This is a genomic window from Labrys neptuniae, from assembly GCF_040797145.1.
GTDB classification, from domain to species: Bacteria; Pseudomonadota; Alphaproteobacteria; order Rhizobiales; family Labraceae; genus Labrys; species Labrys neptuniae.
The window spans coordinates 352,321-377,645 of record NZ_JBFNQD010000002.1; the positions used below are offsets into that span (position 1 = coordinate 352,321).

Annotated in this window: 22 protein-coding genes; 12 read left to right on the top strand and 10 right to left on the bottom strand. The window is 64.9% G+C overall.

Annotated elements, in window-relative coordinates; translation table 11 throughout:
* Window positions 1-95: 95 nt before the first annotated feature.
* From glgX to ABXS05_RS08920, 3 genes are all read left to right on the top strand, one after another.
* Window positions 96-2,213, top strand: a complete 2,118-nt coding sequence (gene glgX / locus ABXS05_RS08910; RefSeq protein WP_367623641.1) for a glycogen debranching protein GlgX — start codon at window positions 96-98, stop codon at window positions 2,211-2,213.
* A gap of 134 nt (window positions 2,214-2,347) precedes the next feature.
* Window positions 2,348-2,725 (top strand): response regulator, encoded by a 378-nt coding sequence (locus ABXS05_RS08915; protein ID WP_311934213.1) that lies wholly within the window; start codon window positions 2,348-2,350, stop codon window positions 2,723-2,725.
* A gap of 153 nt (window positions 2,726-2,878) precedes the next feature.
* Entirely contained in the window at window positions 2,879-3,367 is a 489-nt protein-coding gene (locus ABXS05_RS08920; RefSeq protein ID WP_311934214.1) for a response regulator, read from the top strand.
* A gap of 12 nt (window positions 3,368-3,379) precedes the next feature.
* On the opposite strand, the gene ABXS05_RS08925 is transcribed toward ABXS05_RS08920, so the two are convergent.
* Window positions 3,380-4,729, bottom strand: a complete 1,350-nt coding sequence (locus ABXS05_RS08925; protein WP_367623642.1) for an MFS transporter — start codon at window positions 4,727-4,729, stop codon at window positions 3,380-3,382.
* A gap of 22 nt (window positions 4,730-4,751) precedes the next feature.
* Complete coding sequence (locus ABXS05_RS08930; protein ID WP_311934216.1) at window positions 4,752-5,543, bottom strand: response regulator; 792 nt, start codon at window positions 5,541-5,543, stop codon at window positions 4,752-4,754.
* Window positions 5,544-5,871: 328 nt separating this feature from the next.
* On the opposite strand from ABXS05_RS08930, the gene ABXS05_RS08935 reads away from it, so the two are divergent.
* Genes ABXS05_RS08935 through ABXS05_RS08945 form a run of 3 tightly spaced genes read left to right on the top strand, consistent with a single transcriptional unit; the run spans window position 5,872 to window position 8,370 of the window.
* Complete coding sequence (locus tag ABXS05_RS08935; protein WP_068292011.1) at window positions 5,872-6,093, top strand: NepR family anti-sigma factor; 222 nt, start codon at window positions 5,872-5,874, stop codon at window positions 6,091-6,093.
* Window positions 6,080-6,637 carry a sigma-70 family RNA polymerase sigma factor gene (locus ABXS05_RS08940; RefSeq protein WP_311934217.1) on the top strand — a complete coding sequence of 186 codons (558 nt, stop codon included), beginning with the start codon at window positions 6,080-6,082 and terminating at the stop codon, window positions 6,635-6,637. The genes ABXS05_RS08935 and ABXS05_RS08940 overlap by 14 nt, the downstream gene beginning before the upstream one ends.
* A gap of 50 nt (window positions 6,638-6,687) precedes the next feature.
* Window positions 6,688-8,370: a sensor histidine kinase gene (locus ABXS05_RS08945; protein ID WP_367623643.1), complete on the top strand. Its 1,683-nt coding sequence runs from the start codon at window positions 6,688-6,690 to the stop codon at window positions 8,368-8,370.
* Between the two features lie 444 nt (window positions 8,371-8,814).
* Here ABXS05_RS08945 and ABXS05_RS08950 read toward each other — a convergent pair whose 3' ends face one another.
* A complete protein-coding gene (locus ABXS05_RS08950) occupies window positions 8,815-10,800 on the bottom strand; it encodes a response regulator (protein WP_367623644.1) in 1,986 nt (661 codons plus the stop codon).
* A 671-nt stretch (window positions 10,801-11,471) separates the two neighbouring features.
* Here ABXS05_RS08950 and ABXS05_RS08955 point away from each other — a divergent pair.
* From ABXS05_RS08955 to ABXS05_RS08965, 3 genes are all read left to right on the top strand, one after another.
* Window positions 11,472-11,762, top strand: a complete 291-nt coding sequence (locus ABXS05_RS08955) for a DUF2934 domain-containing protein (RefSeq protein ID WP_311934220.1) — start codon at window positions 11,472-11,474, stop codon at window positions 11,760-11,762.
* 241 nt (window positions 11,763-12,003) lie between these two features.
* Entirely contained in the window at window positions 12,004-13,725 is a 1,722-nt protein-coding gene (argS, locus tag ABXS05_RS08960; protein WP_311934221.1) for an arginine--tRNA ligase, read from the top strand.
* An 84-nt stretch (window positions 13,726-13,809) separates the two neighbouring features.
* A complete protein-coding gene (locus ABXS05_RS08965; RefSeq protein ID WP_367623645.1) occupies window positions 13,810-14,751 on the top strand; it encodes a Gfo/Idh/MocA family protein in 942 nt (313 codons plus the stop codon).
* Window positions 14,752-15,074: 323 nt separating this feature from the next.
* Here ABXS05_RS08965 and ABXS05_RS08970 read toward each other — a convergent pair whose 3' ends face one another.
* The 6 genes from ABXS05_RS08970 to ABXS05_RS08995 form a co-directional block, all read right to left on the bottom strand.
* Window positions 15,075-15,827 carry an SDR family NAD(P)-dependent oxidoreductase gene (locus tag ABXS05_RS08970; RefSeq protein ID WP_311934223.1) on the bottom strand — a complete coding sequence of 251 codons (753 nt, stop codon included), beginning with the start codon at window positions 15,825-15,827 and terminating at the stop codon, window positions 15,075-15,077.
* A gap of 64 nt (window positions 15,828-15,891) precedes the next feature.
* Window positions 15,892-16,896, bottom strand: coding sequence for a substrate-binding domain-containing protein (locus ABXS05_RS08975; protein WP_367623646.1), 1,005 nt, complete (start codon window positions 16,894-16,896; stop codon window positions 15,892-15,894).
* Window positions 16,897-16,936: 40 nt separating this feature from the next.
* Window positions 16,937-17,935 (bottom strand): ABC transporter permease, encoded by a 999-nt coding sequence (locus ABXS05_RS08980; protein ID WP_367623647.1) that lies wholly within the window; start codon window positions 17,933-17,935, stop codon window positions 16,937-16,939.
* Window positions 17,936-18,134: 199 nt separating this feature from the next.
* Window positions 18,135-19,121: an ABC transporter permease gene (locus tag ABXS05_RS08985; protein WP_367623648.1), complete on the bottom strand. Its 987-nt coding sequence runs from the start codon at window positions 19,119-19,121 to the stop codon at window positions 18,135-18,137.
* A complete protein-coding gene (locus ABXS05_RS08990) occupies window positions 19,118-20,665 on the bottom strand; it encodes a sugar ABC transporter ATP-binding protein (RefSeq protein WP_367623649.1) in 1,548 nt (515 codons plus the stop codon). The genes ABXS05_RS08985 and ABXS05_RS08990 overlap by 4 nt, the downstream gene beginning before the upstream one ends.
* Window positions 20,662-21,681: an aldo/keto reductase gene (locus ABXS05_RS08995; RefSeq protein WP_367623650.1), complete on the bottom strand. Its 1,020-nt coding sequence runs from the start codon at window positions 21,679-21,681 to the stop codon at window positions 20,662-20,664. Before ABXS05_RS08995 ends, ABXS05_RS08990 begins: the two co-directional genes overlap by 4 nt.
* A 262-nt stretch (window positions 21,682-21,943) precedes the next feature.
* Here ABXS05_RS08995 and ABXS05_RS09000 point away from each other — a divergent pair, with 262 nt between their 5' ends.
* From ABXS05_RS09000 to rhaM, 3 genes are read left to right on the top strand one after another with little or no spacing between them, the layout of a single operon-like run.
* Window positions 21,944-22,819 (top strand): amidohydrolase family protein, encoded by an 876-nt coding sequence (locus ABXS05_RS09000; RefSeq protein WP_367623651.1) that lies wholly within the window; start codon window positions 21,944-21,946, stop codon window positions 22,817-22,819.
* Between the two features lie 17 nt (window positions 22,820-22,836).
* The gene (locus ABXS05_RS09005; protein ID WP_367623652.1) at window positions 22,837-23,637 is read left to right on the top strand and encodes a FadR/GntR family transcriptional regulator; all 801 of its coding nucleotides are present in this window, start codon (window positions 22,837-22,839) and stop codon (window positions 23,635-23,637) included.
* A 43-nt stretch (window positions 23,638-23,680) separates the two neighbouring features.
* Entirely contained in the window at window positions 23,681-23,998 is a 318-nt protein-coding gene (gene rhaM / locus ABXS05_RS09010) for an L-rhamnose mutarotase (protein ID WP_367623653.1), read from the top strand.
* Between the two features lie 33 nt (window positions 23,999-24,031).
* Here rhaM and ABXS05_RS09015 read toward each other — a convergent pair whose 3' ends face one another.
* Entirely contained in the window at window positions 24,032-25,321 is a 1,290-nt protein-coding gene (locus ABXS05_RS09015; RefSeq protein ID WP_367623654.1) for a hypothetical protein, read from the bottom strand.
* Window positions 25,322-25,325: the final 4 nt, after the last annotated feature.

Sequence of the window (25,325 nt, forward strand, 5' to 3'; positions counted from 1 at the left end):
CCATGTTGCAGTGCAGTGTGCCGCGGTGATGCGCGGTACCTCTCGCTGCTCGATGCGCTGGTGGTCCGCAGGACGGCCGAACGGGAGACGATGGCATGACCCAGCTCTTCGGCACCCGGATCCGTGAAGGACATCCTCATCCGCGCGGTGCGATCTGGGACGGGGCCGGCACCAATTTCGCGCTGTTTTCGGCGCATGCTACCAAGGTCGAGGTCTGCTTGTTCGATCCGAGCGGCGTCGAGGAGCTCGAGCGCATCGAACTGCCGGAATTCACCGACGAGATCTGGCATGGCTACCTGCCCGATGTCAGCCCCGGCATGCTCTATGGCTATCGCGTACACGGCCCCTACGAGCCCGAGGCGGGGCACCGCTTCAATCCCAACAAGCTCCTGCTCGATCCCTATGCCCGCGCCCATGTCGGCGCGCTGACCTGGGATCCCGCCTTGTTCGGCTATACGCTCGGCGAGGGCGATCTCAGCTTCGATACGCGCGACAGCGCCCCCTTCATGCCCCGCTGCATGGTAGTGGATGCGCGTTTCGACTGGCCGGGCAACCGCTCGCTGGTGCCCTGGGACCAGACCATCATCTACGAGACTCATGTGAAGGGCTTCACCAAGCGCCATCCCGGGATCGCGCCAGCCTTGCAGGGCACCTATGCGGGCCTCGCCTCGATCCAGTCCCTCGAGCATATCCGCTCGCTCGGTGTCACCACGGTCGAGCTCCTGCCGGTGCATACCTTCGTCGACGACGATCACCTGCTCCAGCGCGGCCTGAGGAACTACTGGGGCTACAACTCCATCGGCTTCTTCGCGCCCGATCCGCGCTATGCCGCCGACCCCGCGGGCGTGCTGGCCGAATTCAAGCAGATGGTGGCACGTTTCCACGATGCCGGCCTCGAGGTCATCCTCGACGTCGTCTACAACCACACGGCGGAGGGCAACGAACTCGGTCCGACCCTGTCCTTCAAGGGGATCGACAATGCCTCCTATTACCGGCTGATGCCCGATCAACCGCGCTACTACATCAACGATACCGGCACTGGAAACACCCTGAATGTCAGCCATCCGCGCGTGATCCAGATGGTGACGGACAGCCTGCGCTACTGGGTGAACGAGATGCATGTCGACGGCTTCCGCTTCGACCTCGGCACCGTGCTGGCCCGCGAGGTCGATGGCTTCAATCCCGATAGCGGCTTCCTCAAGGCTGTCAGCCAGGATCCCGTGCTGGAGAATGTCAAGCTGATCGCCGAGCCCTGGGATGTCGGGCTCGGCGGCTACCAGGTCGGCGGTTTCACGCCGGGGTGGGCCGAGTGGAACGACGTCTATCGCGATACGGCGCGTGACTTCTGGCGGGGCGAGGCCCGGCCTGCGGCCCTGGCGCCGCGTCTGTGTGGCTCGCCGGACAAGTTCGACCACCGCGGTCGCAAGTCCTGGGCCTCGGTCAACTTCGTCACCGCCCATGACGGTTTTACGCTGCGCGACCTGGTCTCCTATAACGATCGCCATAACGAAGCCAATGGCGAGGACAATCGGGACGGCAGCTCCAACAACCGCTCCTGGAATTGCGGTGTCGAGGGGCCGAGCGAGGATGCTGCCGTCAGGGACCTGCGTGAGCGTCAGATGCGCAATTTCCTGGCATTGCTGCTGCTCTCCCAGGGGACGCCGATGATCGTGGCCGGCGACGAGTTCGGCCGCAGCCAGCGGGGCAACAACAATGCCTACTGCCAGGACAACGAGATCAGCTGGCTCGATTGGCAGGCGGCGGAAGAGGGCAAGGCGCTGACCGATTTCGTCCGCAGGCTGACGGCGCTCAGACGCAAATATCCCATTCTGCGGCGATCACGCTTTCTGATCGGCGAGCGCATCAACGAGGCGATCGACGTACGCGAGGCGACCTGGATCCATCGCAGCGGCGAGGAAATGACGCGGTCGCACTGGGACGATGCAGGGGAACCTGCCTGCTTCGGCCTGTTGCTGGATGGCCGGGCCCAGGCCAGCGGCATCCGCAAGCGCGGATCGGATGCCACGCTGCTCGTCCTGCTCAATGCCCATCACGAGACGATGAGTTTCACCATGCCTCCCTGCTATGACGGTTCGGCATGGAAACGCCTGGTCGCCACCGACGATCCGGGGCTGCCCGAAGCCGACATCGCCGTCGGCGAAGCCTATGCGCTTGCCGGCCGCTCGCTGGTCCTGTTCGAGCGCGTCGATTGAGCGCGCTCCTGCTTTCCCGGTCAGATCGTCTATAGTGGCTCGAGCGCCCCAGGCGCCTATTTCAGCAGTCAGTGATTCTCAGGTCCGGAAGCGGTTTCCGGCAGCAATTTCGATTTGAGTCCGAGATCAAAAGCATGGCCGATCACGACAAGAGGACCATTCTCGTCGTCGAAGACGAGGCAGTCATCCAGCTGCTCGTCGTCGACATCCTGAACGATCTCGGCTTTGCCACGCTCGAGGCCAAGGATGCCGATTCGGCCATTCCCCTGCTGGAGGGCACGCAAGGCATCGATCTGCTGATCACGGATATCGGGCTGCCGGGCATGAACGGCTGGGATCTGGCCCGGCGGGCACGCGAGGCGAGGCCGGCGCTGAAAGTGCTCTTCCTCACCGGCTATGAAGCCGCCGAGCGGCAGGATCTGGAAATGGATGAAGGGCAGGACGTCATCGTCAAACCCTTCGAGACCGGCGAATTCGAGGCCAAGGTCAGGTCGATTCTGCCTGCAGGCTGAATCGGAACAAAGGCCGGCTTCGGGCGTTCGTTCCCCAGAGCAAACGAGCATTCCCTGTTGAATGCTCATTTGCCTCAACTCGTTGTTTCGACACGCCTTTGCGATGCCGATCCATCGCAGGACGTCCTGACGGAGCCTGAGGGGACAAGAGCCGTGAAACAGCAAGCCTTCGCCGAGCCAGCCATGCACAACGCGCCGGAGCATCGTACTGGCCCGCGCAAGCCGGTCCATGGCAGTCCCGGCGCCGAATCGGGAGGCGACGATGTCGACGGCGTCCCTCCGGTGACCGTGGTGCTGGTCGATGACGACAAGGATGTCCGGCTGATCACGGCCGATTTGCTCGAAGATGCCGGCTTCAGGGTGCTGCAGGCCGGCCGCGCCGAAGCCGCGCTCGACATCCTGGCCTCGAACGGGGATGCCCGGGTCTTGATCACCGATGTCCGCATGCCCGGGCCGATGAGCGGCTATGATCTTGCCTTGAAGGCCAGGGAACGCTGGCCCAGCCTGGAAATCATGTTCGTCTCCGGCTTTGGCTTGCCGGAGCGACGTCGGCTCTATTTCGACTGCCTCCTGGTCAGCAAGCCCTTCAATCCCGACGAATTCGTCAACCAGGTGCGCGGCCTGGCCGAGCGCGCGAACTGAGCGGCGGCAGAGTCAGGCCATGTCGGGTAATGCCCGCAGCCTCGGCACGCGGGACAGCAGGATGACCAGGAGCTGGACCAGGAAGCCGATGGCGGCTGCGCCCAGGCAGGCTGCTGCGCCGGCGTAAGCGGCGATGAAGGCGCCCGCCGCCGCCCCGACCGGCCTTGCCCCGAAGGTTGCGGTCATGACCAAGGCCGAGACGCGTCCCAGCATGGCGTTGGGTGTAATCGCCTGCCGGAGCGTGGTGGTGGTGATCGTCCACAGGATCGGCCCGGCGCCGAACAGGAAATAGCTGAATCCGGCAAGGATCGGCGAAGGGAACCATACCGTCCCCAGCATGAGGAGCGAGGCGCAGAAGCCGCCGAACGGCCCGAGCACGATCATGGTGCCGAAGGAGACGCGCCGAGCCAGTGCCGGGGCGATGCCGGCTCCGGCAATCATGCCGGCCCCATAGATGCCGAGGGTGACGCCGACCTCGAAAGCCGTCAGTCCAAGTATCTGTACGGCATAGGCGACATAGACGGCCTGGATGCAGAACCAGCCGATATTGAAGAAGACGGCGGTGAGAAGGATCGGCCTGAGCAGATCGTGGCGGATGACGAAGGCGGCGCCGTCCTTCAGATCGTGCAGGAGCTTGCGGCCGGTGCGAGCCGCCAATTCTTCCTTCGGCAGGCCGGCGAGCAGGAGCACAGCCCAGATCGAGAGGACGGTGGAGAGGACGTAGGCGACGGGCGCCCCGGTCCAGCCGACGAGGGCGCCGCCAAGGGCCGGGCCGCCGGCATAGGCGGCGCTGCGCGCCAGTTCCAGCCAACGGTTGGCATCGGCAAGCCGGGTGCGCGGCACCAGCGTGGGGATCAGGGCCGGCGCGGCGACGCTGTAGCATACCGTGCCGATGGCGCCGACGCAGCCGAGCAAAGCCAGCAGGGACAGGTTCATCTGGCCGAGGCCGAGCAGCAGGACGGTGAGCGCAAGGGAAAGTGTGCGCAACGCCTCCGACGCCACCATCAGCTTTCGCCGCGAAGCGCGATCGGCGATCAGGCCGGCCGGGATGGAGAGCAGGAGAAAGGGCAGGGTCTGGGCCGTCTGGAGCCAGCCTGTTTCGGCCGGGCCGGCGGCGAGCAGGATCACGGCCGCGAGGGGCGCGGCGGCCAGGGCGATCTGCTCGGAGAGCTGGGCAAGGAGATTCGACCAGCCGATGCGCCGGAAAGCCGGCGGCAAGCGGTCTCTTTCGGGCGTCTTCATGACAGACCTCGGCAGGGAAAGGATCGCCGAACAAAAGCCGACGGCGCGGGTGCCAGCCACCCGTTTCCTGTGCTTGCCGAAGAGGTCATGCTGATCGCGCCGCTCGTCGCTGGCGGGCATCGCTCCTTGCGTGGAACGCGGTTCAGGCCGGGCGCAGGCTGGCCCGTTTGTTGAAGAACAGTGCCTGGCTGATCGTGGCCTTCACGATTTCGGGCCGGAAGGGCTTGGTGATCAGGAAGGTCGGTTCCGGCTGCTGGCCGGTCAGCAGCCTTTCGGGATAGGCCGTGATGAAGATCACCGGCAGTTCCACGCTCGCCAGGATCTCGTTCACGGCTTTCAGGCCGGAGCTACCGTCAGCGAGCTGAATGTCGGCGAGGATCAAGCCAGGTGAGTGTTCCGCCACCTGGGCGAGTGCCTGGGCATGGGTGCGTGCGATGCCGACGACGCGGTGTCCGAGCTCTTCCACGATCGATTGCAGGTCGAGCGCGATGATCGGCTCGTCCTCGATGATCAGGATCTCGGTGGCGATCTGGCGGGCGACCTCCTCGGTGGCCTCGGCCACCAGGGTGATCACTTCCTTTTCGTCGACCCGCATGATGATGGCTGCTTCTTCCGAGGAAAAGCCTTCCATCGTGGTCAGCAGGAAAGCCTGCCGCGAGCGCGGGGCCAGGCGTTCCAGGCGCTGCTCCGGCGAGATGCCCTCGACCTGCTTGGCCGGCTCCATGTTGAGCGCCAGCGAAGACCACAATCTCAGGAACACCTGATAGAGCGCGATGCGTGGCGGAAGGGCGCGCGGAAAGGAAGCGGGATCGGCAACCAGGGCCTCCAGCGTCTCGACCACATAGGCGTCGCCGCTGGCCTGGCTGCCGCTCAGGGCCCGGGAAAAACGCCTCAGATAAGGCAGTTGCGGCGCGATCTCGGCTGCGATCGACATTGACATGCTCCCAATCGGTCGCTCATGCGGCTCCGGCAGAGCACCACAGACGAATAGTTCCTGACAATGAATTTATTTCTTCGACAGAATGGAACGTATCCGGCATGGGATGCGTTTCGCCGGTTGGTATTGCATTGCCTCCTCCCCGACGACGGGCCTTCACGCCGGCCCAAGCAGAATTTCCCGGTGAGGCCGTGGATGGGCCTCCCCAAGAAACTCTGCAAATGTTCGGTATGGTGCCGATTCCTCTCGAGCGGGTCGATGGCCCGCGCGAGAGGAAGCGGCTTGGAAGCAATGTCGGTGCCAGGCCGTTTCCACGGGAGTAGCAATGTCGAGGAATAAGAAGCCAGACGAGGATCTGCCCGATCAGAGCCCCCCCGATGGCGGCAAGCTCGATCCGCAGATCCGCGACTATGTCGCTCGCTCCCTGCAGGCCCATTATGAATCGATCGTCCGGGCGCCCGTGCCCGACAGGTTTTTGACACTCCTGGCCGAGCTCGAAGAGCAGGAGAAGAAGGCCGGGGAGGGCAAGGACGATGAGCGGCGATAGCTTCAAGGACGGGCTCATCGCACATATTCCCAGTCTGCGTGCCTTTGCCGCGTCCCTGTCGGGCTCGATCACCCTGGCGGACGATCTGGTGCAGGATACGCTGCTGAAGGCCTGGGCCAATGCCGACAAGTTCGAGCCGGGCACCAATATGCGAGCCTGGCTGTTCACCATCCTGCGCAACATCTACTACTCGCTCTACCGCAAGCGTTCGCGCGAGGTGCAGGACAGCGATGGGGTCTATGCCGAGCGCCTGGCCGTCCATGCCGACCAGGAAGGGCACCTGGCGATCGCCGATTTCACGGCCGCCCTCGCCAAGCTGCCCGAGGAGCAGCGCGAGGCCCTGATCATGGTGGGCGCCTCGGGTATCTCCTATGAGGAGGCGGCGGAAATCTGCGGCGTTGCGCTCGGTACGATCAAAAGCCGCGTCAACCGGGCGAGGTCGCGGCTGGCCGAAATGCTCTCGACCAGCGATGCGGATGAAACGGGGCCGGATGCCAAGATGCTGGCGGCACTGCGGGCCGGCGGGCGCGAGCCTCCCTCGTGACGGCCCGCTTTCGCCAAGTCTTCAATAGGATCTTGGTCTTCAATAGGATCTTGGCCTTCGATACGGTCCAGGCCAAACTGCTGACCTTCTTCCTGATGGTCGCCATACCGGTCGGTGCCATCACCAGCATCATCGCGGTGGTGACCTATCGCGATGACGTCAAGACGATCGAGACGTCCCAGGCACAGACGGTCGGCAATTTCGTCGTTCGCATGGGCATCTGGTATGTCGGCGTCGTACGGGGGCTGATGATCTCGGCCGCCGAAGTCACGAACGGCGCCTCCTGCGAGGCGGTCGGCAAGGCCAATGTGGGACAGCTCGACGGCTACCAGGCCCTGCTGATCCAGGGGGATGGCAGCCCGGCCTGCCTGTTTTCCGGCATATCCGGCCTGGACCGGTCCTCGCTTGGCGCCGAATTGGCAGCGCAGGCTGCCAAGCCGGTGCTCCAACCCCGCGCGGTGTTGTCGCCGGTAACCAGCCGCTATGATTCGGTGGTGCTTGGGGGCGAGCGCCGGATCGTCGTCTATGCCCGGCGCGAGGGCAAGCCGGACGCGCCGGGCTGGCAGGCACTGCTGGTGGTCGCTCCGCAGGCCCTCGATCGTGTCTTCAACCTCGGTGACGGCGCGCGTGACTTCGTCGCTGCCCTGATCACCGTGCATGAGGACATCGTGTTTGCTCGGGGGCGCCCGGCGGACGACAATGGCTGGCTGCCGGCGAAGGGAACCTTTCCCGTGACCCGACAGCGCTGGATCGCCGTCAGCGGCGCCGGCCAGACGCGGATCTACTATGCCATGCCGGCGGCGCCCGATCTCTATATCGTCGCCAGCTTCCGTGACATCCATCTGCGGGCAGCCCGCTCGCAATTCCTTTTCCTGCTGCTGGCGCCCCTCGCCGCCTTGCTGTTGTTGCTGGTCGTCTTTGCCCGGGTGATGAAACGGCATCTGGTGCAATGGCTCAAGGGCATCGAGGCTGCGTCGCGGGCTCGGCGCCATTCGGGCTGGGGACGTGTACCGCTCAGTGCCCAGATGCCGTCGGACATCCGCAATGTGGTGGTCGCCTTCAACGACATGGTGGAGGAGCAGGAAGCACGCGAGCACCGCCTGCAGACGGCGCTTGCGGCCAACCATGCCCTTACCCGCGAGCTGCATCACCGGGTGAAGAACAATCTCCAAGTGGTGCAGAGCTATATCGGCCTATCCAAGAACGCCTATGCCGGCGATGCCCGCATGGCCTTGAGCGAGGCTGAATGCAGGGTGCACGTGTTGTCGGCGGCCTATCGGGGTGCCCTGTCCGAGGGCGAGATGCATCCGGTGGCGGTCGAGCCCTTCCTGCGTGACGTCACACAGGTGATCGGCAGGCTGCTGTGCCGCCCCGGGCAAAGCATGGCTTTACGCGGGCGGACCGACATGGCGCTGCCGGTGGATCGCGCTATCCCGCTCGGCCTGCTCGTGGTCGACCATGCCTCCGCCATCCTGCATCCCGGCCTGGCACTCGTTCTCACGCTCGACATCGAGGATCTCGACGGCGGGCGCTTCGGCTTCGGATTTGCTGCCGACAGGCCGGTGGAACCGCCGCAGCCCTCGCGAATCCTGCTGGGCCTCGTGCAGCAGCTCGACGCAGTCGAGAGGAAGGACCTCGCTGCGGGTGACCTGGGGGCCTGGGAGCTTGCCGCTGCCGGCGACGGCGAGCAGCAGGCGGAAGACCGGGGGACCGGCGCTTCCGCAGCGGAATAACCCTTGCCAACGGTCATATAGTGCCTATGTTTCCTGTTGAGGGGACCGGCAGACGGTCATCGATTAGGCGATGCTCGCCTGTTGGTGCTCCTCAGGGTAGGTGCCGCCTCATGGTCGATCGGTGCAGGATTGTTAGGAAATTGTAACTGAACTTTGCGCGCCCCGGCGCGTTAACAATTCAGCATGATCGGACGTTTGGCCGAGTATCAGGGGTATAGAACATGATGAACACTCTGCTTGCGGTTCTTTCGACCTTATTGGCCACGGGGCTCTGCACCCTCGCGGTAGCGTCGATGCGCCAGCCGGCTCGCGTCAAGGTCGTCGCGCGGCGCAACAGGCGGTCCCTGCCCCGGGATTGAGCCGGTTTCGTAGCAAGTAGGACGGAATGGGGGAGGAACGCGTGTTCCTCCCCCATTCCGTTTGATGGAGCTTGAACGGCCGGCCTCATCCGTCGATTGCCGCCCGGATGCGGCGTGAGAGCTGGTCGATCGAGTAGGGTTTGTAGAGTGGTCTGGTGTCGAGGCCTGATATCTCGACCCGCCCATTGTCGTCCGGCGCGTAGCCGGTGGTGAACAACACCTTGATGCCGGGGGAATGGGCCCGGGCGCGGCTGGCGAGTTCGCCGCCGTTCATCCCGGGCATGACGATGTCGGTGAACAGCAAGGTGATGGGCCGGCCGGCTGCGACGAAACCGAGGGCCTCGCTCGGGGATGCGGCCTCGAGAATGGTGTAGCCGAGCCCGCGCAAGGCCTCCACCGCCATGGAGCGCACCCTGTCCTCATCCTCCACCACCAGCACGGTCTCGCCGGGATGACCATGGAAGGTGGTGGGAAGCCCGTCCCACAGGGGGCGCTGGGCCTCGGCAGCCTCCGAGCGTGGCAAATAGAGCCTGATCGTGGTGCCTTGTCCCGGCATCGATGCGATGGTGACATGGCCGCCGGTCTGGCGCACGAAGCCGAAGACCTGGCTGAGGCCCATGCCGGTGCCCTTGCCCACGCCCTTGGTGGTGAAGAAGGGGTCGAAGGCGCGCGCGGCCACGTCTTCCGACATGCCGATGCCGGTGTCGATCACCGCCACGCTGAGATAGGAACCGGAGGCGATGCCGAATTCCTCGGCCTGGCTGCGGCCCAGTATGGCATTGCTGGTTTCGATGGTGAGTTCGCCACCGTCGGGCATGGCGTCACGCGCGTTCACCGACATGTTGAGCAGGGCGTTTTCCAGCTGGCTCCTGTCGGTCTCCACCGCCCAGCCGTCCGGCGCCAGGATCGTGGTGATGTGGATATGCTCGCCCAGCGTGCGCGACAGCAGGTCGGCCATGTCGGCGATCATGGCGTTGGGCGACACGGCTTCCACCGTCAGCGGCTGCTGGCGGGAGAAGGCGAGCAGGCGCTTGGTCAGTGCGGCGGCGCGCTCGGCGCCGTCGAGAGCGCCGTCGATATAGCGTCCGACATTGGTCTGGCCGCGCTCCAGCTTGCGCTTGAGCAAAGTGAGGCCGCCGATGACCACGGCGAGCATGTTGTTGAAGTCATGGGCGATGCCGCCGGTGAGCTGCCCGAGAGCCTCGACCTTCTGCAACTGATGCAGGCTGTTCTCGGCCGTGGCCCGGGCGGCTATGGCGGTCTGGACCCGCTGCTCCAGCGTCTCGTTGAGTTCGCGGAGCCTGGCCTCGGCCTCTCTCTGCCTGGAAATGTCGGTATTGGTGCCGAACCAGCGCAGGATCCGGCCGGTATCGTCTCGGACCGGGGCGACGCGGGTAAGGAAAGGGCGGAAGATGCCGTCCCTGCCGCGGAGCGGGAAGACCATCTCGAAAGCGCTGCCCTGTTCGAGCGATTCCCGCCAATGCGCGATGATATCGGGCAGCTGCCGGCGGTCATGCACCGAGCGCCAGCCCCATCCCTGCATCTGCTCGAGCGATGAACCCGTATAGTCATACCAGCGCTGATTATACCAGTAGATGCCGCCATGCGCGGCGGCCATCCAGCACAGGATCGGGATGTTGTCCGCCAGGGTGCGGAAGTTGGCCTCGCTCTCGCGCAGGGCCGTTTCGGCCGCCCGGATGCGCAGCAAGGCGCGGACGGAGGCGACGAGTTCGACCGGTTCCCAGGGCTGGGCGAGGCAGGAATCGGCACCCGCTTCCAGCGCCCGCATGCGATTGTCGCCCGAAACGAAGGATGCCGAGGTCTGCAGCACCAGGGTATCGGGATAATCCTGCTTGATGATGCGGCAAAGATCGTGGCCGCTCATGTCGGGCAGCCTCTCCTCGAGCAGCACCAGGGTCGGCCGTCGCTCGCGGACCAGGACGAGGGCATCGAAGCCCGAGCCTGCTTCGATCACGTCGATTTCGCTTGCCCGGCCAAGGGCCTCGGTCTTGGCGCGCCGCTCGACCACGTGGTCGTCGAGGTTGAGGACGAGATGGCGTCGAAACTCCATTGTACCCACCAAGATCACCGCCCTGTCAGGGGCTGCATTCCCATCTGCATCCTAACACGGATGCCTGAGGCGTCTTGTGATTGGACGGAGGCATCAAGGATCACAAAGACATACTTGCCAATCCGTGGATTGGCTTGGAAACAAGGAACTAGAGGCAGCGTCCGGTCGTGAACGCGCCGGCTCTGAAGAACGCCCCTGCAGGATGGAAGGTTCCGGGCTCGATGCCACGGCCTGTTTTCGACCGTTCGGCGTGCCGTGGACGCTGCCATCATGCTCTTGACCTGCCATGCCCATGCACCCGGTCTCTCGTCGTTCAATCAGAGATGAGGGTTATCAAAGCGCTTTGAGATGCCGATTTTGGTTGAAATCTGGCTTCCTCGCCCTATCTTAACGAGGGCACGCATCCGCCTTCCGAAGGTTGCTCCATTGAGGGGAAGGAAATTGATCGTGGCGGGGAACCGCCGGGATCATGGCGGGTTGAGGCTATGTGCCATCGCGCGATGCTCGCCGCGCCCGGCTTGTTCCGGGCACCTGGACGATAGGTGTTTCGAGTTCGTCCGCGGGGACCGGAAGCCGCCGGTCGCGGTAGATTCAGGTTTGAGCCTGACAAGGCCAGACAGACTCTAGGCCATGGGCGTTACTTGCCATAACCCAGACCGGGAGAGACATTGATGAGCAATGAGATAGAACAGAAGATCCGCGACAAGGCCCATGAATTGTGGGTCTTGGACGGACAGCCGGAGGGGCGCGAATTGTTCCATTGGGACCTCGCACGCCAACTGGTGCTGCAGGAAAATACGGCCGAGTTCACATTGGTGCCGACACCGCCCTGCATCGAGGATCTGATCGACCCGCTGGCCGCGCCGGACAATCTGCGCGAGATCCCGGACCTCACCCATCTCGGGGAAGATGCGGTGGAACCCGAAATCCCGCTCAAGAAGGTCGCCGGGGGGCGGGGCTGAAACCGATCGCCGAGAGCATGGTTCTTCTCCTGCGGCCGGAGCGCGAAGGCGCGTTCCGGCCTTGAATTGTGGCAGCCCGTCCTGTGCCGATGACGACGCTGACTGCCAGTCCCATTCCTTGAAATTCGCCCTTTCGAGCGGCTGAAATCGCAAAATCCGCCCCGAATGCCCGCCTGACGCTTGCCTCCGCGCGCCAAGGTGCTTACTGCGAACGCTGACCGATTTGATAGGAAGCGTCCGCATGTCTGCCTCTTTGAACCGCCTCGTCGATGAGATGTTGGCGAATGCCTTTTCAGCCTGTGGATTGCCGACCGAGACCGCCCGAGCCACCCGCTCCACACTGCCGGAGCTCGCGGACCTGCAATGCAACGGCGCCATGCCGCTGGCCAAGAGCCTCAAGCGCAATCCGCGCGAGCTCGCTGCCGAGATCGCCGAAAAGCTGAAGGACCTCCCGGCCTTCAAGGAAGTCTCGGTGGCTGGCCCCGGCTTCCTCAATCTGCGCCTGTCCGATGAATTCCTGTCCGAATGCGCCGCGGCCCAGGCCGCCTCGCCCGATCTCGGCATCGTGCAACTGCCAGCAGATACGGTGGTGCTCGACTATGGCGGCCCCAACGTCGCCAAGCCGCTGCATGTCGGCCATCTGCGCGCCTTGGTGATCGGCGAGAGCCTGCGGCGCATCAATGCAGCCCAGGGCCTCAACACGGTCTCCGACATCCATCTCGGTGATTGGGGCCTGCAGATGGGCCAGCTGATCTCCGAGATCCGGCTGCGCTGGCCCGACCTCGGCCCGGGCGAGGCGCCGGACCTGACCATGGACGACCTGCAGCGCATCTATCCGGAGGCCGCCGCGGCCTGCAAGGCCGATCCCGCCCGCATGGAACTCGCCCGCGCCGCCACCGCCGCCTTGCAGGCGGGCGATCCCGACGCCACGGCGATCTGGCAGAAGCTGCGCGACATCTCGCTGACGGCGCAGCGCGTCGACATCGATCTTCTCGACACCCATTTCGATCTTTTCCTGGGCGAAAGCGACGTGCAGCCGCTGATCCCCGGCATGATCGCCGACATGCGCGCCAAGGGCGTGGCGGTGGAAAGCGAGGGCGCCCTGATCGTCGACGTCGCCACGCCCGGCGACAACAAGCCGATGCCCCCGCTCCTGCTGCAGAAGAAGGACGGCGCGGCCCTCTATGCCACCACCGATCTCGCCACCATCGTGGCCAGGGTGCGCGACCAGGACCCCAAGCGTATCGTCTATGTCGTCGACCAGCGCCAGGAACTGCATTTCCGCCAGGTCTTCAAGGCGGCCGAGCGGGCGGACCTGGCACCGGGCGTCGAGCTGATCCATGCCGGTTTCGGCACGGTGAACGGCGCCGACGGCAAGCCCTACAAGACCCGCGAAGGCGGGGTGGCGCAGCTCAAGGACCTGCTCGGCGAGGCGATCGAGAAGGCAGGAGAGCGTCTGGTCAACGACGATCCGACGCTCGATCGCATCGAACTCGCCAAGCTGGTGGGTCTCGCCGCGGTCAAGTTCGCCGATCTCTCCTCCTACCGCATCTCGGGCTACATCTACGACGCGGACCGCATGGTCTCCTTCGAAGGCAAGACCGGGCCCTATGTGCAATATGCCTGCGTGCGCATCGGCTCCATCCTCGCCAATGCCGAGGCCAAGGGGTATCAGGCCGGCGCCCTGCAGGTGGCGGCTCCGGCCGAGCGCGCCTTGGTGCTCGAATGCGCCAGGCTGCCCGAAGTGGTCGCTTCCGCCGGACGCAACAATGCGCCGAACGAGGTCGCCGACTATGTGTTTTCGGTGGCACAGGCCTTCAGCCGCTTCTACACCGATTGCCCGGTGCTGGCCGCCGATACCGAGGCCGAGCGTGCCTCCCGCCTCGCTTTGTGTGGCCTTGCTCGTGCCGTGCTGGCCAAGGGGCTGTGGCTGCTCGGCATCGCGGTTCCCGAACGGATGTGACGTGCGAGCGCGGGAGTCTCTTCCCGCGCCCCCGATTTGCTGCTACGCACGCCTCGAATTGACTGACAAATAGAGGCGGCCTTCATGAGCCAGCATTCCATCGCCATCATCGGCGTCGGCAAGATCGCGGTCGACCAGCATCTGCCTGTGATCGCCAAGAACCCGGCCTTCCGGCTGGCCGCCCTGGTGAGCCAGCGCGGCGTCGAGCAGGCGGGCGTGCCGACCTTCCGCACCCCGGCCGAGCTCTATGCCGCCATGCCGGATCTCGACGCGGTGGCGATCTGCACGCCGCCTTCGGTGCGCCACCAGGTGGCGCTGGAGGCGCTGAACGCCGGCATGAACGTGCTCCTGGAAAAGCCGCCGGCGCCCACCGTCAGCGAGCTGGCCGATCTCGTGCGCCAGGCGGCGGCCCGGCGCTGCGTGCTGTTCGCCACCTGGCACTCGCAATACAATGCCGGGGTCGAAGAGGCGAAGAAGCGCCTGGCCGGCCGCAAGATCGCCTCCCTCGCCATCACCTGGAAGGAAGACGTGCGGCGCTGGCATCCGGGCCAGGAATGGATCTGGCAGCCGGGCGGCTTCGGTGTGTTCGATCCGGGCATCAACGCGCTGTCGATCCTCACCGAGATCGCGCCGGAGCCCTTCTTCGTCACGGCAGCGAGCCTGACCTATCCCGCCAATCGCGATACGCCGATCGCGGCCAGACTGACCTTCGCTTCCGATGCCGGCCTGCCCGGCGCTGAACTGACGGCCGAGTTCGACTGGCGCCAGACCGGCGACCAGACCTGGACCATCGAGATCGTTGTCGAGGACGGCACCCGGCTCACCCTGATCGACGGCGGCTCCAAGCTTGCCGTCAACGGCAACCTGACCGTGGCCGAGCCGATGGCCGAATATGAAGGCATCTATGCCCGCTTCGCCGGCCTGCTCGATCGCGGCGAGAGCGCGGTCGATGCTGCGCCCTTCCATCTGGTCGCCGACGCCATGGTGGTGGGCAAGCGCGAGACCACCGACGCCTTCGAGTGGTGATCGCCCGAGGCTGTCACGGGGCATTGCTCACCTCTCCTCCTTTTAGGTCGCGCTGCCCCTCACCTTACCTCTCCCCGTAAGAACGGGGCGAGGGGACTTTGACGTCGCGTTTCATGCCGAGACCGCACCATCTCGCTCAACCGTTGGGCGAGATGAATGGACCGAGGGCCAGTCGCAACGCCTGTGCCTCCTCGCCCCGTTCTTACGGGGAGAGGTAAGGCGAGGGGCAGCGCGACCGTGAGCGATTATCTCTCTGCCGGATGTCCTTCATACCAAAAGCTATTTCGAAGACTCGGATGCATCGACATTCCCGAGCTTTGGTATCAATAGGTCGCCCGGCCGCCGGAAAGATCGAACACCGCGCCCGTGGTGAAGGAATTCTCCCTGGTGGCCAGCCAGCAGATCATGGCGGCCGCCTCGGCGAGTTCCAGCATGCGCCCGCGCGGGATCTTGGAGAGGATCATCTTCAGGAAGTCGGGATCCTGGCTCATCGCCATCGTGGTCTTGGCCACGGCCGGCGTCACCGCATTGACCGAGATGTCGTATTTGGCGAGTTCCTTGCCGAGCGACTTGGTCAGCGCCAGCACGCCGGCCTTGGTGGCGGAATAGGCGGGGGCGCCGGGATTGCCTTCCTTGCCGGCAACCGAGCTCAAATTGACGATGCGCCCGTAATTGCGGGCGATCATGTGCGGCACCACGGCGTGGCAGACATGGAAGGTGCCGACCAGGCCGATATGCACCACCTCGGCGAAGGCCTCGGGCGGGTATTCCCAGGTATTGGCATTGGGGCCGACGATCGCGGCATTGTTGATGAGGACGTCGATCTGGCCGAAGCGCGCCAGGGTCTGCTTGACGCCGGCCTCCACCGAGGCGAGGTCGCCGATGTCGACATTGAGGGCCTGGACCTTGCCGTTGCGGCCATATTTGACCTCCAGGGCCTGCAGCAGGGAAGCGTCCCGATCCCAGATCGAGACGTTGCCGCCGCCGGCCAAAATGCGTTCGGCGACCGTCAGCCCGATGCCCTGGCCACCTCCGGTGACGATGGCGGCCTGTCCTGCGAAATCGTAGCTGTTCATGGGAACGTCCGGGGAAACTGGGATGAGGGAAGGCCGGCGCGGGATTTCCCACGCCGGATCGGTGTCAGAAGTTGAACTGGTCGATATTGCCGGCGTCGAAGGTCGTCAGCTCGGCCTGGGTGTTGATGATGTGATCGGCCCCGATGGTGATCTGCCCGAGACCCGGAACCTCGAACTTGGTGCCGGGCTCGTTCTTGATGGTGCCGTTCTTCACGCCCACGGCGAAATAGGAGGTGAGCAGGCCTTCATTATAGGGGCTCCAGAGCTGGAAGGCCTTGAGTGTGCCGTCCTTGATGAAGGGGCGCATCTGGTTGGGCGTGCCGAGGCCGGTGAGCGTGATCTGCTTGGCCTTGCCCTGGGTCTGCAGCACCTGCGCCGCCGCGGCGACGCCCACCGTGGTCGGCGAGATCACCCCCTTGAGGTTGGGGTATTTCTGGATCAGCGCTTCCATCTCGGTGGTGGATTTCTGCGGATCGTCGTCGCCATAGGCCACGGCCACCAGCTTCATCTTGGCATATTTGGCATTGCCGGCGAGGCTGTCCTTCATCGCCGCGATCCAGGTGTTCTGGTCCGGCGCGTCGGTGGTGGCGGAGAGGATGGCGATTTCGCCCTCGTAATTGATCTGCGAGCCCAGGAGTTCGACCTGGCTCGGCCCGGTCTTGGTGAAGTCGACGGGCAGGATGCCGGCATCGCGATGGTCGAGATTGCCGACGAGGTCGCCATTGACCGCCAGCACCAGGATGCCGCGCGAGCGGGCGCGGTCGAGCACCTGGTTGAGGGCATCGGGGCTGTTGGGGGAGATGGCGATCACGCCGACGCCGCGCTGGGTCTGCGCAGTGATGAAGGGGATCTGCGAGGTGGCTTCGGCGGTCGCCGGGGCCTGCATGTCGAAGTCGCAGCCGACCTTGGCGCAGCCGTCCTGGAAGCCCTTCACCAGCGAATCGAAATAGGGATTGCCGGTGTTCTTGGGAATATAGACGATCGAGACCTTGTCGGCCGCCTGCGCACTGACGGCGGCGGTCAGGGCGAGTCCGAGCGACAGCCCGAGTAGAAGCGTTTTCCTCAGCATGGTTCCCTCCTGGTGATGGTCTAAGGCCGTTCTGTGCCGGCTATCTCTGGTTGCGGGCGTAGATCGTGTTGGTGGCGATGATGGAGACGATGAGCAGCAGGCCCATCACCGTGAGCTGGTAGGTCACGGGGATGTTGGCGACCGTCATGCCGGTGGCGATGATCACCAGGAGCCAGGAGGCGATGAAGGTACCGGCGATGGTGCCGCGCCCGCCGAAGATGTAGGTACCGCCGAGCATGACGATCAGCACCATCTGCAGCTCGCCGCCGGTGGCAAGGTCGTAGCGCACCGAGGCCAGCCGCGAGGCCGCGAGCAGGCCGCAAAGCGCACTGGTGAGGCCCATTGCCAGGAACAAGGCGAACTTGATGCGCCGGACCTTGATGCCGGCATGGCGCGCGGCGATCTCGCTGGTGCCGATCTGGTAGATCTGCCGCCCGAGGATGGTGGCGCCGAGCACGAAGGCCAGGACCAGCGAGGCGACGACGAAGATCAGCACCGGCACCGGCACGCCGAAAAGGGTGCGATAATCGATGCCGACGAACCAGGCCGGGAATTTGCTGATCGACCTGTCGCCGGCCAGCACCTGGGCGAGGCCGCGATACATGATCAGCGTGCCGATGGTGACCATCAGCGAGGGCAGGCGCAGCCACAGCACCAGGAAGCCGTTGAAGGCGCCCATGACGAGGCCGGCGGCAAGGCTTGCCGCGATCGCCCAGCCGATCGGCAGCCCGGCCTGGAATACGGTGCCGAACAGGCAGGCGGTCAGCGCCATGGTGGAGGCGGGAGACAGGTCGATCTCGCCGGCGATGATCACCAGGGTCAGCACCAGAGCGATAATCGAGAATTCGGCGTAATAGGTGGCGCTTTCCAGGATGAAGGTCAGCGAGGCGAAGAAGGGAGAGAGCAGGCAGGCGATGACGATGGCGGCGGCCAGCAGCACCAGGGTCATGGTCTCCGGCCGCACCAGCACGGTACGCCAGAGCGGCAGCGGCTTGGCGGCGTCCTGCGGGGAGACGGCGGTGGCGGGGGTCTGGCTCATGGGTGCCCCCTTTGCTGGCCGAGACGAGGGTTCCTTACCCTCCCCTGGAGGGGGAGGGTCGGCCTGAAAGGCCGGGGTGGGGTGAAGGGGCTCTTACTTGGCGATAAGGCGAGGTGCTCTTTTGAAGAAGACACCCCACCCCGAGGCTTCGCCTCGACCCTCCCCCTCCAGGGGAGGGTAAAATGTGTGTCGGTGCTGGTCATATCGCATCCCTCGCCAGCAGGCCCTTGAGGCCGCCCTGCCGGACGCTGCGGTCGATCACCAGAGCGGCGAGGATCACCGCTCCGTAGATCGCCTGCTGCCAGAAGCCGGAGACGCCGAGGATCGGCAGCGCCACGCTGACGGCGCCGAGCAGGAGCACGCCGAGCACGGTGCCGGCGACCGAGCCGGAGCCGCCATTGATCGAGACCCCGCCGATGACCACCGGCGCAATCACCGTGAATTCGAAGCCGACGCCGGTGATGCCGGGATTCACATAGCCGAAGCGCGAGGCGTACATCACGCCCGCAAGCCCGGCGAGGGCCCCGGAGAGCACGAAGACCAGCACGGTGATCGGCGCGGCCCGGATGCCGCGCAGCGGCGCCGCTGCCGGGTTGGAGCCGATGGCGTAGATCTGGCGCCCGAGCCGGGAATGGCCGAGGAAGAGGTAGGTGGCGAGCGCGACGGCAAAGGAGATCAGGATGATCCAGGGAATGCCGAAAATGGGGGAGGTCTGGCTGAGCTCGATCAGGCCGCGCGGAATATATTGCGGATCGACCTGGCGGGCATCGGAGATGAAGAAGATCAGGCCGCGATAGAGGCTGAGCGTGCCGAGCGTCACGATGATGGAGGGCAGCCTAAAGAGGGTGACCACCAGCCCGTTGATGAGGCCCAGCGCGCCGCCCACGGCGATCGCGGCGACGACACCGACCATGACGGGCAGCTCCGGATGGTCGCGCCAGAGCATGCCGGCCACGATGGCGGAAAAGCCGAGGATCGAGCCGATGGAAAGGTCGACATGGCGGGCGACCAGCACCATCATCTCGCCCATGGCCGCCACCATGATCAGCGGCACGGCCAGCAGCACGATGCGCAGCGTCTCGGCGGAGAGGAAGCGCGGCTGGATCAGGCCGACGATGATGGCGAACAGCGCGATCATCACCATGATGCCGGCCTCGCGGCGGCGCAGGAGGCTGGCAATGCTCATGCGGCGGCCCGTCCATCCGGGTTCGACTTGCGGCGCGGCACGGCGGCATGCATCACGCTTTCCTCGCTGGCCTCGCCGCGGAGAAGATTGGCAGTGAGGCGCCCTTCCGACATCACCAGCACGCGGTCGCTGAGCGCCAGCAGTTCCGGCAGTTCGGAGGAAATCAGCAGTACGGCGCGACCCGAAGCGGCCAGCTCGCCGATCATCTCGTAGAACTCGGCCTTGACCCCGATGTCGATGCCGCGCGTCGGCTCGTCCAGGATGAGGATTTCGGGGTCGGTAAGCAGCCAGCGCGCCAGAATGGCCTTCTGCTGGTTGCCGCCGGAGAGTTCGCCGATGGGTTGGCGCAGGCTGGCGAGGCGGATGCGCAATTTGCGCACCTGTTCGCGGGCGATCGAGCGTTCGAGGGCACGACGAATGACGCCGCCCGGGGCCACCTTGCCGGGCACGGCGGCGGTGATGTTCTGTTCGACCGGCAGGCTGCGGAAGATGCCGGCGACGGCCCGGTCCTCCGGCACGAAGGCGAGGCCTTGCGCCACCGCATCTGCCGGCTCGCGGATGGCGACGGTCTTGCCGTTGACCTCGATGCTGCCGCTGGCGGCGGGAGCCACGCCGAACAGAGCGCGCGCGACATCGGTGCGGCCGGCACCGACCAGGCCGCCCAGGCCGACGATCTCGCCCTTGCGCACCTCGAAGCTGATGTCCTCGAACTTGCCGGGCAGGCTCAGGCCGCGAACCGCCAGCGCCACCGCGCCGATCCGCGACTTGTGCTGGGGAATATAGCCTTTCACCTCCCGCCCGATCATCAGGCGGATGATGTCGGCGTCGGAGAGGCTGGCGGTTTCCTCGGTGGCAATCCTGCTGCCGTCCCGGAAGATGGTGACGCGGTCGCACAGCGCCCGCACTTCCTCGAGCCGGTGGCTGATGAAGATGATGGTGCGGCCTTCCTGGCGAAGCTGGCGGACGATGCCGAACAGGGTTTCGACTTCCTTGGGCGTCAGCGGAGCCGTCGGCTCGTCCATGATGATCAGCCGGCTGTCGCTGGCCAGCGCCCGGGCGATCTCCACCATCTGCTGGTCGGCGATGGAAAGGCCGCGCATCGGCTTGCCGACATCGATGGCGATGCCGAGCCGGGCCATCAGGCCTACGGCCTCGCGCCGGAGCTCGCCCCAGCGCACCCGCCCGAGTGCCGGGCCTTCATGGCGGCCGAGCACGAGGTTTTCAGCCACCGAGAGATCGGGGAAGGAGATCGGTTCCTGGTGGATGAGGGTGATGCCGAGCTTCTGGGCGACCAGCGGCGTAGCCACCTCCACGGGCGTGCCGTTGAGGGCGAGCGAGCCGCGGCTGGGACGGTGCACGCCGGCGATGATCTTGGCGAAGGTCGACTTGCCGGCCCCGTTCTCGCCGAGCAGGGCATGGATTTCGCCGGCATGGAGGTCGAGATCGACATCACGCAAGACTTCGACGCCGGCAAACTGCTTGGAGATGTCGCGGGCCGAGATCAGGATCGGCAGCGCTCTTGCAGGCTCGCCCGCCCTGTTCATGGCGTGGGCGCGTCCTTGTCGATCAGGCCTTCGGTCTTCAGGTCGGACCAGAAGCCCGCCGGGATCGGGGCGTGATGGGAGGCGACGTTCTCGACGATCTCGCTCGGCTTCACCGCGCCCGGGATTTCCGAGACCACGGCTGGATGGGCGAGCACGAATTGCAGGGCCGCCGCCGGCAAGGCCACGCCGTGGGCCTTGCAGACCGCCTCGATGCCGCGCACCTTGGCCTGCACGGCCTCCGGCGCCTTGCTGTAATTGTAGTTGGCGCTGCCGCCCGAGCCGGTGACCAGGATGCCCGAGGCGAAGGGCGAGCCGATGACGACGCTGACCTTTCGCTTCACGCATTCGGCCATGCCGGTATGGAGGCACCCTTGGTCGATCAGGGTGTAGGGCATCGCCACCAGCACGAAGTCGAGATCGACCAGGGGCGCCACCGTCTCCAGGGCGTCGGCGGTGTTGATGCCCATGCCGATGGCCTTGATCTCGCCGCGCCGCTTCAATTCCTCCAGGGCCTTGATGCCGGAATAGACCAGGTCTTTCTTGCGATAGCCGAAGTCCGGACCCTGATAGGCGGCGTCGAGGTCGTGGATGACCAGGGCGTCGATGGTGTTGAGGCCGAGCCGCATCATCGACTGCTCATAGGAGCGCATCACGCCGTCATAGGTGTAGTCGTAGCGGTGCTGGAAGGGCAGGCCGCCGAGCCACATCTCCGATTTGAAGGTCGAGGGGTCGAAGGGGCGTTCGAGGATGCGTCCGACCTTGGTGACGAGCTGGTATTCGTTGCGCGGCCGGTGCCGGAGGCCATAGCCGAGGCGGTGTTCGGAGAGGCCGAGGCCATACCAGGGCGCGGTGTCGAACAGGCGCACGCCCGCATCCCAGGCAGCGTCGATGGTGGCGCTGGCATCGGCCTCCGTCACCAGGCTGTAGAGCTCGCCCAGATGCGCCGCGCCATAGCCGAAGGTCGGCACGGTCATCGCTGTCTGGCCGACGCGGCGGCGCTCGAATTCCTTGGGCATTGCGGCACTCCCGGGCATTTCTGGATTGGCGGTTCCGGGCAGCCCGGCCGCATTTGCGGCTAAGTTGTCAGACAAAAATTAGTTTGACAAGTTTTTACTGGCTGGCGGAGAATGGCTGCGATGTCAGGCTGACGCACCGTGGCGCAGCCCCTCACCGTACCTCGCCCCGTAAGAACGGGGCGAGGTACGGTGAGGGGCGGCGCGACATCGGACATCGAGAATAGTTGCGTTCAGCTTGAACGCACTTTGCGCTGAGGATGCCATGCCCGATTTTCCCGTCATCGACACGCATCTTCACGTTTGGGACCATTCGAAGCTGAGATATTCGGCCTTCGAAGGCAGCCCGCTCTTTTCCAAGAGTTATCACGTCGAGGACTACCGGCGCGACCTTGGCGACGTCGAGGTCGAGGCCATGGTCTTCCTCGAATGCTATGCCGATTTCTGGGAGGGTGGCGGCCAATATCTCGACGAGATCCGCTTCGTCGAGGAGGAGGCCCGGCGCGATCCCGGCATCCGGGCGATCGTGCCGATGGCGCCGCTGGAATGGGGAAGCCGGGCCGAGCCGATCCTGGCCGAGATGAAGGAAAAGCACCCCGCGGTGCGCGGCATCCGCCGCATCGTCGAGTTCGACACCGATCCGCGCGCCTTGACCCTGTCCGACGGCTTCATCGAGGGCGTCAATCTCCTCGAGAAATTCGGCTATCATTTCGAGATCAACGTCCATCATCACCAGATGGATATCGTGCGGGAATTCGTGAAGCGCATCCCGCATGTACCGATGATCCTCGACCATTGCGGCAAGCCCGGCATCAAGGAAGGCGCCATCGCGCAGTATCGCGACGACGTGAAGGAGCTGGCGCGCTGCCCCAACCTCTTCATCAAGCTCTCCGACCTGCCGGTGGAGGCCGACCTCGCGAGCTGGACCGACGTGGACCTCAGGCCCTACATCGACGCCACCTTCGAGAGCTTCGGCATCGACCGCACGATCTTCGCCATGGACTGGCCGATCTGCCTGCAGGCCACCAGCATGACGCGCTGGGTCGAGACACTCGATCGCGCCCTGGCCGGCTTTTCCGACGAGCACCTGCGCAAGTTCTACCGGGATAACGCGAATTCCTTCTACCGCCTCGACCTGTGAGGCAGTAAGGCACTGCTGTGAGCAAGCTGATCAAAGACCCCGATTTCAGCGATCTGGCCGCCCTGGATGCCGGCGAGGCCTTGTCCGAGCCATTCGGCGGCGGCGCGCTGGAGCGGCGCCCGATCGCCGAACAGGTCGCTACCCGCATCATGGGCATGATCAAGTCGGGCAATCTTCGCTCCGGCGACCGCCTGCCGACCGAGCAGCAGATGGGCATCGCCTTTGGCATCTCGCGCCCGCCCTTGCGCGAGGCGCTCAAGGCGCTGACCCTGATGGGGGTGCTTGAAAGCCGCCAGGGCGGGCGCTACAGCGTCACCGACCTGTCGCCGAGCCGTCTGGTGGCGCCATTCTCGACCATGCTGTCCTTCGCCGACTATGACGTGCGCGAGCATTTCGAGGCACGGGTGGTGGTCGAGCTCGAACTGGTGCGGCTCTGCGCCGAACGGGCGGACGAGGCGACGCGGGCGCGCATCCTCGAGTTGGCCGTCGACGGCCGCGCCTTCCATGAGGACCCGGTCGCTTTCCGCCTGCTCGACATCGAGTTCCACCGCGCCCTCTATGGCGGTGGCGGCAGCCGCCTGCTCGCTGCGATGGCCGAGGGGCTCTACGATGTCGGGCTCGACGTGCGCCGCGTCGCCAGCGCTCTGCCTGGCGTCATCGAGATCAGCGTCGCCCAGCATGTCCAAATCGCCGAGGCCGTGATGGCCCGCGACGGCGCTGCGGCCACGGCCGCCTATCGCCGGCATCTCGAACATGTGCGCGATACGTCCGGCCAGGCACAGGACGTCATCGGCGCCGAGGCGGCTGCCAAGCGCTGATCAGGCTTCCGAGTTCGCACCAAACGCTTCGAGGACATCTCTCATGCCGGACCGCATCGCCTTTCGCATGAACCTGAACCCCGGCCAGGCCGCCGAATATGAAAGGCGCCATGACGAGATCTTTCCAGAGCTGGTGACGCTGCTCAAGGAGGTCGGGATTTCCGACTACACGATCTGGCTCGATCCGGAAGACCATCATCTCTTCGCCATCCTCACCCGCAGCGACGACCACAAGCTCGACCGCCTGCCCGACGAGGCGGTGATGAAGCGCTGGTGGGCCTTCATGGGCGACATCATGGCGATCAATCCGGACAGTTCCCCGGTACAGGTGCCGCTGAAGCGGGTGTTCTATCTCGCGTGACGGGCTCTTGCCCGCCCGTAGCGATGGGTTGCTTCAGGTGCACTGCCAGAAATGCGCACTGATGCGGCAATCGGGACACCAGAAAGCGTAGCTGCAGCCGCCGCTGCCCCAAAGCCACTCGCTCTCGTCAGACTGAGGCAGGCCTGAGTCGAATTGCGCAATGAAGGGCATTGGCTTTTCGCAATCTGGGCAGTCCGGATAGGAGGGCGTCTGTACCCAACTTGGCGCACCGCCGACGCGCGACAGGTTTTGACGATTGTTCGATGCACCCCAATCTTGTCGTTCCCAGCGCCGCGGCGCAGCAAAGAGGTGAGCCTCTGCCTCCAGCAAAGGTTCCGCCGGAAATCTAGAGGTCTGAGCTTCCTTCCGCTGTTGCGAAGGATGCGGAATGGGCCGGCCATCGCGGTCATGTCGGAAGAAAAGAATATCCTCCTCCCAGGTCTCGCAGGACAGGCAAGTCGCGAGCTCCAAATCCGTCTCGCAGGCGATGCCCAAGTTTCGAGGTTCGGCAATCCGGAGCAACCGATGCAAGGGCTGGTGGCAGAGGCCGCAGGGATGAGCGGCAACACCGCCCATGACAACGGCAGAGCCGTTTGTCGCTGCTGGCTGCCAACTGGCTTGATTGTCCCGGATCTCACGTATCCACTCAGGCTGCTGGGCCTGCATCAGTCGCCATTGTCGCGAATCGAAGCGGATGTGATGCGGGGCTTCGTTATGCAGGCTGCGTAGCACACCATCATCCAGGGCGTAGCCGGCTACCAGCAACAGGTCCTGTACGTCGTCGTCCGGATCGGTGCTCAACAGGCTCAACGCCTTCCGCGCCGACGGCTCGTGCCGCGACAGCAGGATCGCGATCGCTCTGTCACGATCCCTCTCGGCCAGAGACGCAAAGTCTTCGAAGTGCCGGCACCAATCCAGGACGGTCTCCTCGTCAAGCTCACGCCAGGCTTGGAGGAAGGGCTGATGGAATTTTACGTGGCTTTCGACCGATAGTTGGAGAACCAGTTCCCAATCATCGTGGAACAGGCTTGGAAGCTGCAGGGCGGCTCCTTCCAGGATCTCGATCAGGGCTCTCGACCTTTCGCCCTGCCGAACCCGCTGCCAAGCGTGGCCGACGAGCTGGGAATAGGTGTCGTCATCCATCAAGTCGAGTGCCGCATCGATGAAGGTGTTCGTCGGCAGGGCGCGATCCAGGAATAGAGTGACCAGTTCACCCAATATCGTGGGCTGTTCCCGGCGCAATTCCAGCATTTGGCTCATCGGGTCATTGCCCTTCCAGCCAAGACGTTCGAAGCGATCGAGGATGTCGAGGGCAGGCGTCATTTCC